A 14,565-nucleotide genomic window follows, 5' to 3' on the forward strand; every position below is an offset into this window, starting at 1 on the left:
GGGGTTCATATGCATTGCTTCAATCTTAATTTGGTTAAAATGACTAAGGATATATAATTTTCAAACACGCTCTAGGGTGTGTTTGAAAAATGCTTTCCGTCAGATGTGTGTCTGTAGCTTTCCGTCATCTGCACGCCCCACTTGCATTTTAACCCATTCTATGCTATCCTTAACCTGTTCCGCAGACTTTCTTCTGCGATGGCTTTTGTCTGCGCCAGATGCGCGGTCAGTGGGTGTATGCACAGGCACCTGTGGAGGGCGGTTCGCCCGGTATTCACAAGTAAAGTAAGGGATGGAAAAGGGGGGACCGGGAAAATTAGTGGTTGACATTTGAGCTGAATTATACTATGATTGTAACTATTAGAGAACATTTGTTCGAATCGGAGGATATCATGGCCAGAGAAGAGAAGAGTAATGTAATTAACAGGGATATGAATAAAGATGAGAAGTTAAAGGCCCTGGATGCGGCCCTTACACAGATAGAGAAGGCTTACGGCAAAGGGTCCGTGATGAAGCTGGGGGATTCCAGGGCCAACATGAATATCGAGACTGTTCCCACAGGCTCCATCAGCCTTGACATTGCGTTGGGCCTGGGCGGCGTGCCCAAGGGCAGGATCATAGAAGTCTACGGACCGGAGTCATCCGGTAAGACCACGGTTGCCCTGCACATGGTTGCCGAGGTACAGAAGAGGGGCGGGATTGCAGGCTTCATCGATGCAGAGCATGCCCTGGATCCCGTGTATGCCAAGAACATCGGCGTGGATATTGACAACCTGTACATATCACAGCCGGATAACGGGGAGCAGGCCCTGGAGATTACCGAGACCATGGTGCGTTCAGGCGCGGTTGACATTGTTATCGTGGACTCCGTGGCCGCCCTGGTTCCGAAGGCAGAGATTGACGGCGAGATGGGGGATTCCCATGTGGGACTCCAGGCCAGGCTGATGTCACAGGCCCTGCGTAAACTGACTGCTGTCATCAGCAAGTCCAACTGTATCGTCATCTTCATCAACCAGCTGCGTGAGAAGGTGGGCGTCATGTTCGGTAATCCCGAGACAACCACTGGCGGACGCGCCCTTAAGTTCTATGCTTCCGTGCGCCTGGACGTGCGCAGGATTGAGACCCTGAAGCAGGGCGGCGAAGTGATTGGCAACCGTGTCCGGGTCAAGGTTGTTAAGAATAAGATTGCACCTCCGTTTAAGGAAGCTGAATTCGATATCATGTTCGGCAAGGGCATTTCCAAGGTTGGCGATATCCTGGATCTGGCTGTAAAGGAGAATATCATAGAGAAGAGCGGCGCCTGGTTTGCTTATAATGGTTCCAAGATTGGACAGGGCCGTGAGAATTCCAAGCAGTATCTTTCCGATAACCCTGAGATGTGTGCAGAGGTGGAGGCAAAGGTAAGGGCCAGGTACGAACTGCCGGGCGCCGAAGAGGCCGCGGCAGAGGCTGAGGAAGCCAAGGCAAAGGAATTAAAGAAGGGAACCAGGCTGGAAGCACCCAAGGCGCCTGGAACCAAGACCGAAGGGGCTGACACACCGGATGCCCCAGGACTGTCATGATGGTCACATCCATCATCCCTGTAGATAAGAGAAAAAGCAAAGTCTTCCTTGAGGAAGGCTTTGCCTTTGTTTTATACAGGGGTGAGGTGGAACGGTTTGGGATTGAAGAGGGAAAGGAACTGGAAGCGGATGTTTACCAGCGCATATTGAATGAAGTACTGTTAGGGCGGGCCAAGGAGCGCGCCCTATACCTGCTTAAGTCCTCGGGCAAGACAGAGACCTGGATGAAGAAGAAGCTGCAGGAAGCCGGATATCCTGAGGAGGCGGTGAGTTATGCCATGAATTTCCTCAAGGAGTACCGGTTTATTGACGACAGGGCCTATGCGGAAAGCTATGTCCGTTCCTATGGAAACAGGAAGAGCCGCAGGCAGCTGGTCTATGAACTTTCCCAAAAGGGGGTGTCACAGGAGGAGATAAGCGAGGCATTTTCCGGGCACCAGGTAGATGATGTGGAAAATGCCAGGCAGCTTCTGCGCAAACGCCTGAAGGGAAAAACTGGGATTTCCTATGAGGAAAAGGGCCGATTATCCGCATTTCTGGGAAGAAAAGGATATTCTTACGATGTAATCAACCGTGTCATGCGGGAAATCAGCACAGAAGACAGGGAAGAATGGCCGGAATGAACTTTTGTCTATATTGACTGTATTGCAGCGAAAATAAGGGGAAGATACTTGACATAATTCTGAAAAAAGTATAAAATTAATACGTTGTAGTTAGTACAATGAAAATTTAATAAGGAGGTGCTCCTGTGTCAGAGATAATGGTCCCTATAGTGATTATCGCTGTGATAATTGTGGCTATTATTATTACTTGGTTTGCAGCACGTAACTACGAGCGTAAGCAGTACGACAGCAAGGTAGGAAGTGCAGAAGAGAAATCAAGGGAAATAATAGATGAGGCATTAAAAACCGCTGAGACAAAGAAGCGAGAAGCTCTCCTGGAAGCCAAGGAAGAATCTTTAAAGACGAAGAATGAATTAGAGAAGGAAACCAAGGAAAGAAGAGCAGAACTTCAACGTTATGAAAAACGTGTATTGAGCAAGGAAGAGAACGTTGAGAAAAAGGCAGATGCCCTGGAAAAGAAGGAGGCTGACCTGGTCAGAAGGGAGAACGTCCTCAGTAAGCGTACAGCTGAAGTGGAAGCCCAGTATGAGCAGGGGATACAGGAACTGGAACGGATATCCGGTCTAACCTCCGAACAAGCAAAAGAATATCTTTTAAAATCTGTTGAAGAAGATGTAAAACATGACACAGCTAAATTAATTAAGGAACTTGAAAACAAGGCAAGAGAAGAAGCTGACAAGAAGGCAAGGAATCTGGTTGTAACAGCCATCCAGCGCTGTGCAGCAGACCATGTTGCCGAGACAACGGTTTCCGTTGTACAGCTTCCAAATGACGAGATGAAGGGCCGCATCATCGGGCGTGAGGGACGTAACATACGAACCCTGGAAACCCTTACCGGTGTGGAACTGATTATCGACGATACCCCGGAAGCAGTAGTTTTATCCGGATTTGATCCAATACGTAGAGAAGTTGCAAGAATTGCATTGGAGCGTTTGATTGTGGACGGACGTATTCATCCGGCCAGAATTGAGGAAATGGTAGAGAAGGCACAGAAGGAAGTGGAGAACAACATGAGGGAAGAGGGCGAAGCAGCCTGTCTCGAGGTTGGAATCCATGGAATTCATCCGGAACTGGTTAAGTTACTTGGTAAGATGAAGTTCAGGACAAGCTATGGACAGAATGCGCTGAAGCATTCCATTGAAGTGTCCCAGCTGTCAGGGCTTCTGGCGTCAGAACTTGGTGTGGATGTACGTTTAGCAAAACGTGCCGGTTTATTACATGACATTGGTAAATCCGTTGACCATGATATGGAAGGCACTCACGTACAGCTTGGTACAGACCTCTGTAAGAAGTATAAGGAATCTGCCACCGTGCTGAACGCAGTGGAGTCCCATCATGGCGATGTTGAACCCACCAACCTTATCTCCTGCATTGTCCAGGCAGCTGATACCATATCTGCTGCAAGGCCTGGTGCAAGGCGCGAGACGTTGGAGACATATACAAACAGATTAAAACAATTAGAAGATATCACCAACTCCTTCAAGGGAGTGGACAAGTCTTTTGCTATTCAGGCAGGCCGTGAGGTTCGTATCATGGTTGTTCCGGAACAGATCAGCGATGATGATATGGTATTGCTGGCAAGGGATGTTTCGAAGCGCATTGAGGACGAGCTTGAGTATCCGGGACAGATTAAAGTAAATGTAATCCGCGAGTCAAGGGTTACGGATTACGCAAAATAATTATTCGGAAGTGCAGATAAATGCCCCAAACCCGTATGAATCCAGTATTCATGCGGGTTTGGGGTGTTTTTTCTTTTCTATAATAGGCGGGTATGAAAATGGGCAAGATACGCCGGATATTTCACGGACATTATTATCACGGCTTCAAAATCACCTTAATACAGTTATCTTCCCTCTTATCAAAGATACTATAAGCATGCCGCCCCTCCTCCAGGGAAAGAGTGTGTGTGATGATGTCCGTGGCGTCAATCTCTCTTTTTTGGATTTTCTCCAACATCAAGTCCGCATATCTAGTGGCTGGACATTGGCCCATTTTCAGGGAGATATTTTTGGAAAAAAGGTTTCCAAGAGGACGGTTTTGAGGGTGTTATTATGGAATATTTCAATATTGACAGTGAAACGCTCCAATCCAAAACGGACTATGATCCAGAGGACTTAGCCTATGAATACAGGCCGAGGGGGTTTTACGGAAAACAGTGATGGTACATCCTCACTTACAGTAAATGTGGTATTTCCGTACGGGGGAGTCTCTAAGGTGTATGCCCATGAATTAGTGGTCCGCCCTTTGGAAGATGGAGGGGTTCAGTATGTGTCCAACAAAATCATATCAGCTGAGGACAACGCGGAAGAAACATGGCATACCCCCCGCCTGTCCATGGAAGAATGGAAAAAGATGTATGGAGACGGATAATGGAACATGCGGACGGAACAATTACTCCTATCACAGACGGCGTACGGCTTGTCTGATGCCATGGGGCAAAAAATCCTGGGTTGCCGCCAAGTAAGGTTGAAAGGATGATGGTATGTTAAGAAAAAAAGTATATGCTCTGATCATGGTGCTGATAATAAGCGTTTTAATATGTGCTTGCCAAAAAGAGAATGGGACAATGGAACAATTTTCCGTAGAGGAGACGGCTTCAGAGGAAGGTGCGGCAAGTGAAGACAAGGAAGGGAAAGAACGGTTACAAAAGGGATATGACCTTCCGGTGGAAGAGGGGGATTGGAAAGAGGCTGAGGCTGATTGTAAAATGATGATGGGACTTATTCTTGATATCTATAGACAGGCAGATAAAGGAGAGGCGTCTAATATTGTCCTAAATGATGAGACCTTGCTTGCTATGCAGGAAAAAGTGAGTGAAACAGGATTCCCTGTTATGACCACAATCATCTATGGCAACATGGAGAACCATGAAAAAGCAGACCATTTCCTGAAGCAATGCATGGAGGGGAAAAACGGTACACAGACAATATATGAAATCCGCTCAGATGGCGGGATCAGAAGAATAAAATACAGATATGACGGAACGGATATGTATGAATTATCGGCCAATGCCGTATGGGGGATGGACGGTACTTCAGAGATATCATATGTGGCTTATACCAGGATAAAGGAGTGGAGTTACTCTGACAAAGGATGGTTCTGCTACCAATTATGTGTGCCGGAGTATCCGGAAGTTACGGAAACGGTGGATGGAAGCCGCCTGCTTAGAATAAAGCCAATGACAGAAGAATTGCGTGAAATGTCCTGGAAATGCGTAAAAGGTCTGGCTTATCAAGGGAATAACCTGTTATGTTCCAACTGGGATGAAGAACATATGGAGGAGCTGGATTATAATGGATTGTATGAATATCTGTATGGAATGAAATACCAGGAACGGTTTGAACCAGAGGGGGATTCGGACGGGATTCCGAAGGAAAGGTTTGAGGAACTGATTATGGAGTATCTTCCAATAACAGCAGAGCAGATACAGAAATATGCTGTGTTCAATGAAGAAAATAAAACATATGCCTGGGAACGGCTTGGCTGTTTAAATCATGCGCCGAATTTCTTTGGAACCTCTTTACCGGAGGTAATTGATATCAAAGAAAATGATGATGGCACGCTTACTTTAACGGTTGATGCAGTTTGTGAGATGATGGTGTACAATGATGCAGTCATAACCCACGAGCTTGTGGTGCGATTCGCAGAGGATGGCAGTTTTCGATATTTAGGGAATAAGATTTTAGATAATGGTATTGAGAACATACCGGAATATCAATACCGTATCAATGGACAGCAGGGAACTTGAAGGCCCTGCGAAAAGCCGGGCCTTCAACAGGCTCCACATTTGTTGAAGGCCTCCAGAACAGGTCTTTGGTAACCGTAAATACGCTTTGCGGGCATCCCGGACAGAATGATTATCACAGTGTATAGCAGGAGTTCACGATTGCCACCACCTTGAGACTTCCCTCATACTCCTCCATCACAATTTTCAAACTGGACCAGTCCAGGCCGTCGAACTCCTCTGTTCCCGGATCATGGTATTCTACAAAAACGCCGTCGGGGAACAGCTCCCCTGCATTTTCAGGGCAGTTCCCGGTTCGGAACACCTGGTTGATTCCCACCTGTTCACAGTGCAGATAATCCTTTGTATACACATAATCATCAAAATAGGCATCTGCCGTCTGTTTAATCAGCGTTTCACTGGAGCAGAAATACCCCCACTGATAGCTGCCGCCGGAATCAAACTCCCGGATCTGCGCAGGCGTAAATACCGGGTCCTCATTATAGTCCACATAAGGGTCAGGCGAGAAGATGATTCCCTTTTCCGGGTGGGCATATTCTGCCAGCAGCTGGTAGTCATAAGTGCTGATGGACATCAGCACCTCATATGCCGTATCATACGCCATCTGTTCCTTTGGCAGACGGTTCGCCGGACTGGCTGCCGGGTTGTATGCCTGGTTTTCCTGATTGGCCTGCTCCCCTGCGTCTGTATAATGATGTACATAGTATATCGCCGCATTGACTGCGTTTGTAACCGCATTGGACGTGATGGTTGCCCCGCTGATGGCGTCTATCTCCGAAGCCCCGGGATTCCCGGAATCCGTCACAGTCAAAGCCTCTCTGCCCTTCCCTTCAAACTGTTCCCTGAACACATCCTCCCTGGCCCTCATACCCAGTCCGGGCGTATCTTCCAGCTCCAGGAACTCAAGGCCGCGGATGGTGCCGCTTCTCTCAAACGCCACGGAGACAGACACATTTCCCATGTAGCTGTCCTTCGAATGGGCATTGACCACCCAACCCATCAATACACCGTCCCTGTCCTTTGCAGCTGCCGCCGCGTCCACGCCCACATCACCGAAGTCTGAGGAAGCCAGCTCTTTATTGCAGTCCTGCGCAAGGTCAAAATCCATGACATCAAAGCTGTCTGCCTCAGGAAATATCTTCCGGAATCCCTCCTGCTGCTCATTGGCCCGTTCCTCATCCGTGGTATTCAGCTCCTTTTCCACGCGCTTTAGTTCATCGATGGTCACCACCCACCGCAGATCATTGTAGCCGTAAGAACCGCCCAGCAGGTCAATAGCCGCCTCACCCTTGAAGTTAACCCCTGATCTGTCGTTGGATTCAAGATGGAGTCTGGCTGTCCACTGTCCGCCCGGCAGGTTGGTCTTTCCGCTTTCATACTTCAGATTCGTGCCGCCGGACAGGACATCTACTGTAAAATGTATGCCTGTGGGGTGATCCGGTTCCCCGGTCTCAAAGGTATTGGGGCCGGTTTTGATGAATGTCTCCGTGTATTCGTATGCAGGATTATTTTCCAGCTTCCAGTGGTACATGGTAAGGTCCATTTCCTGGGTTACGTCCTCTGTCCGACGCTCCACATTCCAGGTGCCTTCAGAGGGGTCATATCCGCAGGTCTGGATCAGCTTCCCGGACACCGTGTAGGGAATCACCGCCTTATCCATGACCAGGACAAAATCATAGACCTCCTCATAGACATGGCCGTCCTCATCCTTCATGCCTCCCTCCAGCCACTCCGCTTCAAAACTGCTGTGGGGAATCTCCGCAAATGCCTCCTCTGGCGCAAACACCCCCTTGGGCGCCTTCACACGGCTTCCAAAACATCCGGTGGACGCCAGCATACCGGCAATCAGCACGCATATCATAATTGTTTTTTTCATAAAACCTCCTGAAACCTCCTGCACTCAATGCTCATTTGATAGGTCCATTATACCATAGACTGCCCCCTTCCAAAATAAGATTTGACTGTCCGGAAATCAGGTAAACGGGATTATGAAGACCCAAAAATATTTTCTAAATAATATGACATGCTTTAATATTTATTTTGGAAATCATTGCGAAGTAAATATGAACTGTACTTTTTTAGATGATAACAGGATTATCATTGGGGATAATGCCTTAATTGCTCCAAATGTTCAAATATATACTGCGTTTCACCCAACCAATGCAATAGAGCGGTTTGGACGCCCAAAAGAAGATGGAACATTTCAATTTTGCAAAACCCAGACAGCTCCGGTCATGATTGGAGCCAATGTGTGGATAGGCGGAGGAGCCATCATCATGCCTGGGGTGACAATCGGCAATAATGTCGTGATTGGGGCAGGCAGCGTTGTTACAAAGGATATTCCGGATAACACAGTTGCATACGGGAATCCTTGCAGGGTGAGGAGGGATAACAGATAAATCCACGTGTTGGGATTTCCTTATACATGTAGAAACTGTAAAAATGGACATATTGGAAGAAAATGGAATTTATAGAAATAATAGTATATTAATATTTATCTATTGATTGTTTGTAATGTTTCGTGTATCCTATTTTTAGTAAATCTGTATTGTAAAGGAGATGTAAATATTGGACTATAAGAAAAAAGCAATTGATTGTGTAAAGGACACGGTTCTGCCCATTCAGCGCGCGCAATTTGAAGAATGCGGATGCAGCCTGGATGAGCAGTATAAAAAATATGGTAACACGGAAATGCTCATTGCAAGAGTAATCGAACCTGGACATATCTATGAAATAGGATATCCTAAATGCGTTTGTGATGAGGTCCTATCCGGCAAGGTAACGGATGTGTCTCATTGTGAATGCTCAAGGAACAGCGTTTTATATATTTTACAGGATTTGCTGCCGGACAAGGATATACAAGTTGAAATAATACATACTGTATTAGGCGGGGCGGAGGATTGCCGGTTTAAGGTGACGGTCCGCTGATACACTTCTAAAAAAAGGATGCTGCGGATTCTGGCGAAAAATGCCCTTGCCGAAGCGCGGCATCCTTAAAATTGTCTGACTGTCATGCAAATGAACAAATCTATTATTTTATCAGCCCCATACATCGTTTCGTTTCCTCGGTGGTGTCAACACATGGGATGGATTGAAGGAAGTCTTCTGCATTTATATGTTCATAGTATGCCCTGACTACTGTTTGGATCAGCCCTAAGGGCACCACCTCCCGCTCCGTAGGAGTAAACTGCCCATAGGGGGTGGAAAGGCGGATCCGTTCCATCTGCTGTTCTTTTTCCTTATCAATGATGGAATACGTTTGGAAATCGCCGTTTGGCAGATTGACGCGTACCTCTGCGACAAACTGGTTGTCTATCCCGTAAAACTGGAAAAATCCATCCTGGGACTCCAATATCAGGAAATCCTCCCGGCCCTCCTCAATCATCATGATGTAAGGAGTGATGTCCCGGTATGGCACATTTTCTATGATCTGACCCGAGGGCAGCTGGACATTGATGGCGCGGTGGACACCGTGTTTGGTGGGGAATTTACCATCTGCCAACAGGATTGCCACATCGAAGAAGCTTTTTACATTGTCCTCAGGCCCATTTAACATCCGTTTATGGGCCTTTGTAATGGGGGATATCTGAGCGCTTGTCCGGTTCTTCAGGACCGGCATTCCGTTGTCCATGTACCACGCAAAGCCCTTTTCACCCAACCGAAGGCGCAGCATGGTTTCACCCAGGTAAATTCCATAGTGGACAGCAATATTCCATAATGTATCCGCACCTTCCCTGCCGTCGTATTCTGCAAGATGGTTATAATACTCCCCTAAGATAGATTCCACTTCCACAATGCTTTTTTCCGAATAATCAAGTATGATACCGCTTTTTAAGGCATGCGCAGCGGCCCTGTCCGCAATTTCCTGATAATTTAAATCCATTCCATCCTCCTTTGCCCTGTTTGCCGATCCAAATGCTCTTCCCTGCCGGACTCTCAGCCACAGCCATAAGAAGCAATATAATCGACTTTGGGTACAATCATGTAAGTCTGGACCTGTGTGATGCCAGTCCCTTCTATCAAGGATACATTTAATATATAGTAGTATAATTCCTCATCATAAAACAGCCGGAATGTAAAAACCTTTCCTTCTATTTCCTTAAACCAGAGCTGGACCGGCCGTCCCAAAGTCCCGCCCGCCTTCCCGTCATATCCCAATCCTGCAATCCCCTTATGGGTGAATTCATATATGCCGGTGTAAATACTGTTGTAAGACTTTTCTTTTGAGATATACTCATCCTTCTGATCATTATTGAAGTCAATTTTATAAAAAGTGTCATAAGGGGATGTAACGGAACCTAGCCTTAGGAGCTTATCCTGGTCAATCTCAGGAGTTTCATCGCCCAAATAGATTGCATCCTCTTTGGTCAGGTATGACAGGTCCATCAATTCCGTTTTTATCCCTTCCAGGTATCCGGTAACAGCGGGTCCGTAATAAGCCTGGTCATCATATATTTTCTGCCACTGAAAGGTTTCAGGAACCGCATCGATAAGGATATCCTGTCCGCCTTCCGGTATCAGCTGATGGATACGTGTACTGTCAAGATAGCGGGGGTGTTCATACCACGGCGACGGCCGTTGGGCAATATATAATTTGCCGGAATATTCAATCACCTTTGCCCACAGATGTGTAGGCTGATAGGTGCTTACATAGGTCAGCCGGCCTGCTGCCTTTTGATAGATATGTAAATCCCCAACTTTTCCCGCAGCATTATACTGCAATAAAAGAAAGTAATCGGTATTGCCAAGGGTTATCTGATACACAGACTGTGTCCCGCTTTCAAGTGTGCTTTCGGCATATCCGGTGTATGCTCCATATCTGCTTTGAAAAGTCTTCTCATTCATCCGATATGGATCCATTCCCAGCTCACTGTCTAAATCATCCAGGGAGCCATCGGTCAGTAAACCCTCCAGGATTTCTGTGAAATCATCAGGTATATCACAATTATTTTCAATGGTAACAGAAGGTCCCTGTACTTTTAGTAAAAATACTTCAGCCAGATCCGGCAGATTATAAGGAAATGCCTTGTCCAGATCCGGATCCTGGTATATCAAAGGTTTATAGATGGAAACATCCGTACCAATGCCGAACTCCGTAACCCGGATATCCGTGGGTTCCAATACAACCATATAATCCATCAGGATGGTGTGCCCATCACGTTCCTGTATTCTGGCATCAATAAGATACTGCAGGCCGGATTGGATTTCCTGGTACAAAGTAAATGTGACTATTTTCCCATTGATGTTTTTAAACCACATATCAACGGACCGATAGTCCTCATCCTCCCATTCCTCCACCGATGCCGGGCATGGCCGGAAATCACCGCCATACCAATTGACCCTATGTGCAAACGGCTGCTGGTAACCTGGAGGGGATTTTGTGAATATCTCGTCGTTCCCGTCATTGTTTATATCCATAATATACATGCGGCTCCAGTCTATGGCCTGATCTTCCGTATCATGATTCCAATCATCCGTATTCTCATTCAGGAATGGCCGCTCCTTATTCAGGAAAGCCCATTCATCCCCATGAAACGTTTCTTTTGCCCTGTTTGCATAGATGACGTCATATATAATGTCTTCAAGATAGTCCTGGACAAGGCGTATATCCGGATGATTTTCATTGCAGTAAAGGAGGTCTGGTTCTGATATATCAAATGTCCGGTTAAAACATATGCTGTCTACGATATTTGATAGCTTGAAGAAATTGCGGTTCAGCATGAACATCTGCAGATTGACTGTTCCGGTGGAATCATCATAACAGCTTGCAGCATAATAAAATGCATTTTCATACTGAAATAACGAAAAAAGGCGGACGTCATCAAGATAATTGCTGTTAAGGAAGGCATAACCCTCCTCGCCCTTGGTCAGCATATAAATATAGGAACTGGTCCCCCGTCCGTCCTTTTCAAACGCAATCAACTCATCAATTCCGTCATTGTCCGTATCACATCCATAGAATACGTATCCGGATCTGTCTGCATTGAACATATATTTTGTTGTTTCATCCGTCATATCAAGCAATGAGAAAAATTCGTCATGGGTTATACGGTAATCCCTGTCATTCAGATGATTTAAATATCTTATGCAGCTATCGGCGTCTTCCCGATACATCCTGTCCTTTAAATCACTGACTAATTCAATTGGAAACCCGAAAAAGTTTTCAGCTGGCCCAGGATCCGCCTGGGGCTTGGGGGTATATGTAAAGTCCTTGACCAGTAAGGATAAACCGCTGTCTGTCAGCGGCGATGCCGGTATATCCTGATGGGGCTGGTCTTGGGACAGGCTTGCGGATGGGGTTACGGAGGAACCCGTATCCGCGGAACAGGCGGTTAAAAGCAGTATGAGAATACTTAGGCTTATGATTGGGATGAATCGCAAGGACACCTCCTGATTTACGTTTCTTTCTATTTTTTGTCCATGGTTTTATAGGGAACCGTCCTCCACAACGTGGATTTCCCATGCGTTTAATGGCATTGCTGTATAGTAATTATATTCAGTATGTTCCTATACGTTTTGTTTGTCAAGGGTTTTGTGCGCCGTCCATCCCTGCTGAATCTTCCGTCCAATAGCCCTATATTGCAGGACGGAATGATGGACGGGCTTATATTCCTACCTGGGATGTCTTTCTGGTTAAGGTACATACAGATGAGAGGATTACCAGAATTGGGGAAGGACCCAATGATGATTGAGGAACTATGGAATTACATGCACCAGCAGACCTTCCGGTATGGGCGCAGGGCTTTAACTAGGTCATCTTCATCAATGGGCTTTAACAGGCATCCATTCCCGCCTTTTAAGGCTGGGGATTACCTATCACCAGTGTCCCGTTCGCAATCTCCCCCAGCCGAGTCCCGTCCATGATGACATAGCAGTTCCTGGCCTTCTTTAAGATCCCCATGGCGCAGAAGCATTTTAACATCCGTAAGAGATGGCGGTAGCTGGTGTTGAGGATATCCGCACAGTTGGTCAGCTGGAAGGTGAACATCTGGCCGATGGAGTATTCCAGGATAAAGCGGGAGAGCCGTACCTCCAGCGGGTCGGACAGGGTCTGGGAAAGTTCATTTTCCGTGTTCAGCTTGCAGGTGAGGATCTGGCATATATTCTGGAGGAACAGCAGGTCATTGAGCAGAAGCTGACGGTACTTTGTCAGGTTGATGCCGATGCAGGTGCAACGGGTCATGGCCCTTACGCTGCGGCAGGGCGCCATCTGCCAGAGGGATGCTGCCTCGCCGATAATGGTGAACTGGTGGCAGTAGCTGATACAGGTGCTCTTATCATTGGTGGAGCAGGCGGAAATGATGACCTCGCCGTTCACAAGGAAGCACAGGTAGTCGGCCGGGTATCCGGCTTCCACCAGGTATTCGTTCTTGTCAAACAGGAGCAGCTCCGAGATGGAGAAAATATCGGCAGACATATATGTCTCAAGATGGTTGTCCCGGATATAGGAATGCAGTTTTTTCTCATCGTGGTCCCGTTTCATGTCTGTCCTCCCCCTTTCGTTTCATGTCCTGCTTCCCCCATTATAGTCAACGCCGGGGCCTGCCGCAAGAGCGGGAAGGCGTTTTTTGGAAAATTGGGGTAAAATGCAGGTAAACATTGTACAAAATGTGACATAGGTCATTTTGCGTTCCTGAGACAGTCTGATATACTTGCTGTGAACTACATTTAAACAGACAAAGAAAACAGCGGTATCATCGAAAGGAGAAACAGGGACATGAAAAAGAAGGTTGTGGTCTGTATGGCAGCACTGGGGTTAAGCCTGCTGACATTGGCGGGATGTGGTAAAAAGGAGGCGTCGGCAGACGCAAAGGAGCTGAACGTCCAGTTCGTGCCAACGAATAACGACGGTTCCATGGAGGCGAAGGCAAAGCCATTCGCACAATACCTGTCCGGGAAACTGGGATGTAAGGTAAATGTGACGCTGGCAACGGATTACTCCACCATTGTGGAAGCCATGGCTTCGGGAAAGGTGGATATCGGGATCATGCCTCCTGCCGCATATGTGCAGGCAAGGGACCAGAAGGCGGCAGAGGCAATCCTCACTTCACAGCTTGGCGCCTACAACCATGAGACAGGTCTTCCTGAGGAGGGGAAGCTCAGCGGCACATTTAAGGGTGAGGTGCTTGTCAGGGCAGACAGCGACCTTCAGACGCTGGAGGATTTAAAGGGTAAAAGGATTGCCACATTAAGCCCTAATTCAGCCAGCGGCTATATCTATCCGGTTGCAGAGATGAAGGACCTGGGTATGGATCCGGCCAAGGACTGCACCCTGACCACGGTCAACGATATCCCAAGCGAGATGACGGCCGTGTTAAGCGGACAGCAGGATGCATGTTTTGTATTTGAGGGAGCCAGGAACGTGTTTGCGTCCAAGTTCTCAGACCAGGACCTGCTTAAGGACCTGAGGGTGCTCTACCTCACGGAGGGGGATATTCCCAATGACGCCATTGCGGTCCGGACAGGGATGGAGCCGGAGTTAAAGGCAAAGGTCAAGGAAGTGTTCCTGAACATGAAGGATGATGAGGCGGGCCAGGAGGCCATGTCTTTGTGGAACCACAAGGGGTATGAGGAAGCGGATGATTCCGTTTACGATACGGTAAAGGACTATACGGCAAAGGCAGCTGAGTAGGAT

General features: G+C 47.3%; 11 protein-coding genes and 1 pseudogene. 8 read left to right on the forward strand and 4 right to left on the reverse strand.

Features of this window, described 5'->3' with window-relative positions:
- The first annotated feature begins 431 nt into the window (after positions 1 to 431).
- The 6 genes from recA to LK536_RS55480 all read left to right on the forward strand — a co-directional run bounded on the left by recA (position 432) and on the right by LK536_RS55480 (position 5,933).
- The gene (gene recA, locus LK536_RS55455; RefSeq protein ID WP_227797113.1) at positions 432 to 1,562 is read left to right on the forward strand and encodes a recombinase RecA; all 1,131 of its coding nucleotides are present in this window, start codon (positions 432 to 434) and stop codon (positions 1,560 to 1,562) included.
- A complete protein-coding gene (locus LK536_RS55460) occupies positions 1,559 to 2,185 on the forward strand; it encodes a regulatory protein RecX (RefSeq protein ID WP_025485687.1) in 627 nt (208 codons plus the stop codon). The genes recA and LK536_RS55460 overlap by 4 nt, the downstream gene beginning before the upstream one ends.
- A 137-nt stretch (positions 2,186 to 2,322) precedes the next feature.
- Positions 2,323 to 3,864 (forward strand): ribonuclease Y, encoded by a 1,542-nt coding sequence (rny, locus tag LK536_RS55465; protein ID WP_235712271.1) that lies wholly within the window; start codon positions 2,323 to 2,325, stop codon positions 3,862 to 3,864.
- A gap of 372 nt (positions 3,865 to 4,236) precedes the next feature.
- Entirely contained in the window at positions 4,237 to 4,344 is a 108-nt protein-coding gene (locus tag LK536_RS55470; protein ID WP_474913553.1) for a DUF6070 family protein, read from the forward strand.
- Positions 4,307 to 4,555: a DUF6070 family protein gene (locus LK536_RS55475; RefSeq protein WP_227797107.1), complete on the forward strand. Its 249-nt coding sequence runs from the start codon at positions 4,307 to 4,309 to the stop codon at positions 4,553 to 4,555. Before LK536_RS55470 ends, LK536_RS55475 begins: the two co-directional genes overlap by 38 nt.
- Positions 4,556 to 4,751: 196 nt before the next feature.
- Positions 4,752 to 5,933 (forward strand): DUF6070 family protein, encoded by a 1,182-nt coding sequence (locus tag LK536_RS55480; protein ID WP_331472295.1) that lies wholly within the window; start codon positions 4,752 to 4,754, stop codon positions 5,931 to 5,933.
- 112 nt (positions 5,934 to 6,045) lie between these two features.
- Here the strand turns inward: LK536_RS55480 and LK536_RS55485 are convergent, their stop codons facing one another.
- The gene (locus LK536_RS55485; RefSeq protein WP_227797104.1) at positions 6,046 to 7,806 is read right to left on the reverse strand and encodes an RnfABCDGE type electron transport complex subunit G; all 1,761 of its coding nucleotides are present in this window, start codon (positions 7,804 to 7,806) and stop codon (positions 6,046 to 6,048) included.
- A 154-nt stretch (positions 7,807 to 7,960) separates the two neighbouring features.
- On the opposite strand from LK536_RS55485, the pseudogene LK536_RS55490 reads away from it, so the two are divergent.
- Positions 7,961 to 8,329: pseudogene (locus LK536_RS55490) on the forward strand (sugar O-acetyltransferase); the annotation flags it as partial.
- 632 nt (positions 8,330 to 8,961) lie between these two features.
- On the opposite strand, the gene LK536_RS55495 reads toward LK536_RS55490, so the two are convergent.
- The 3 genes from LK536_RS55495 to LK536_RS55505 form a co-directional block, all read right to left on the reverse strand.
- Positions 8,962 to 9,813, reverse strand: coding sequence for a hypothetical protein (locus tag LK536_RS55495; protein WP_227797103.1), 852 nt, complete (start codon positions 9,811 to 9,813; stop codon positions 8,962 to 8,964).
- Positions 9,814 to 9,866: 53 nt separating this feature from the next.
- Positions 9,867 to 12,317 carry a hypothetical protein gene (locus tag LK536_RS55500; protein ID WP_227797101.1) on the reverse strand — a complete coding sequence of 817 codons (2,451 nt, stop codon included), beginning with the start codon at positions 12,315 to 12,317 and terminating at the stop codon, positions 9,867 to 9,869.
- Between the two features lie 409 nt (positions 12,318 to 12,726).
- Positions 12,727 to 13,413, reverse strand: a complete 687-nt coding sequence (locus LK536_RS55505) for a cyclic nucleotide-binding domain-containing protein (RefSeq protein ID WP_008719515.1) — start codon at positions 13,411 to 13,413, stop codon at positions 12,727 to 12,729.
- Between the two features lie 234 nt (positions 13,414 to 13,647).
- Here LK536_RS55505 and LK536_RS55510 point away from each other — a divergent pair, with 234 nt between their 5' ends.
- Positions 13,648 to 14,562 (forward strand): phosphate/phosphite/phosphonate ABC transporter substrate-binding protein, encoded by a 915-nt coding sequence (locus LK536_RS55510; protein ID WP_227797100.1) that lies wholly within the window; start codon positions 13,648 to 13,650, stop codon positions 14,560 to 14,562.
- The last annotated feature ends 3 nt before the right edge of the window (positions 14,563 to 14,565 follow it).

Origin of the sequence: Clostridium pacaense (assembly GCF_020709765.2) — a bacterium.
In the GTDB taxonomy this organism is placed as follows: Bacteria; Bacillota; Clostridia; order Lachnospirales; family Lachnospiraceae; genus Enterocloster; species Enterocloster hominis.

Bases quoted from the DNA above. Each gene is read 5' to 3' on its own strand.
- LK536_RS55510 (WP_227797100.1), top strand. From the start codon at position 13,648: ATGAAAAAGAAGGTTGTGGTCTGTATGGCAGCACTGGGGTTAAGCCTG.
- recA (WP_227797113.1), top strand. From the start codon at position 432: ATGAATAAAGATGAGAAGTTAAAGGCCCTGGATGCGGCCCTTACACAG.
- LK536_RS55505 (WP_008719515.1), bottom strand. From the start codon at position 13,413: ATGAAACGGGACCACGATGAGAAAAAACTGCATTCCTATATCCGGGAC.
- LK536_RS55460 (WP_025485687.1), top strand. From the start codon at position 1,559: ATGATGGTCACATCCATCATCCCTGTAGATAAGAGAAAAAGCAAAGTC.
- LK536_RS55480 (WP_331472295.1), top strand. From the start codon at position 4,752: ATGGAACAATTTTCCGTAGAGGAGACGGCTTCAGAGGAAGGTGCGGCA.
- LK536_RS55475 (WP_227797107.1), top strand. From the start codon at position 4,307: ATGAATACAGGCCGAGGGGGTTTTACGGAAAACAGTGATGGTACATCC.
- rny (WP_235712271.1), top strand. From the start codon at position 2,323: ATGGTCCCTATAGTGATTATCGCTGTGATAATTGTGGCTATTATTATT.
- LK536_RS55470 (WP_474913553.1), top strand. From the start codon at position 4,237: ATGGAATATTTCAATATTGACAGTGAAACGCTCCAATCCAAAACGGAC.
- LK536_RS55495 (WP_227797103.1), bottom strand. From the start codon at position 9,813: ATGGATTTAAATTATCAGGAAATTGCGGACAGGGCCGCTGCGCATGCC.
- LK536_RS55485 (WP_227797104.1), bottom strand. From the start codon at position 7,806: ATGAAAAAAACAATTATGATATGCGTGCTGATTGCCGGTATGCTGGCG.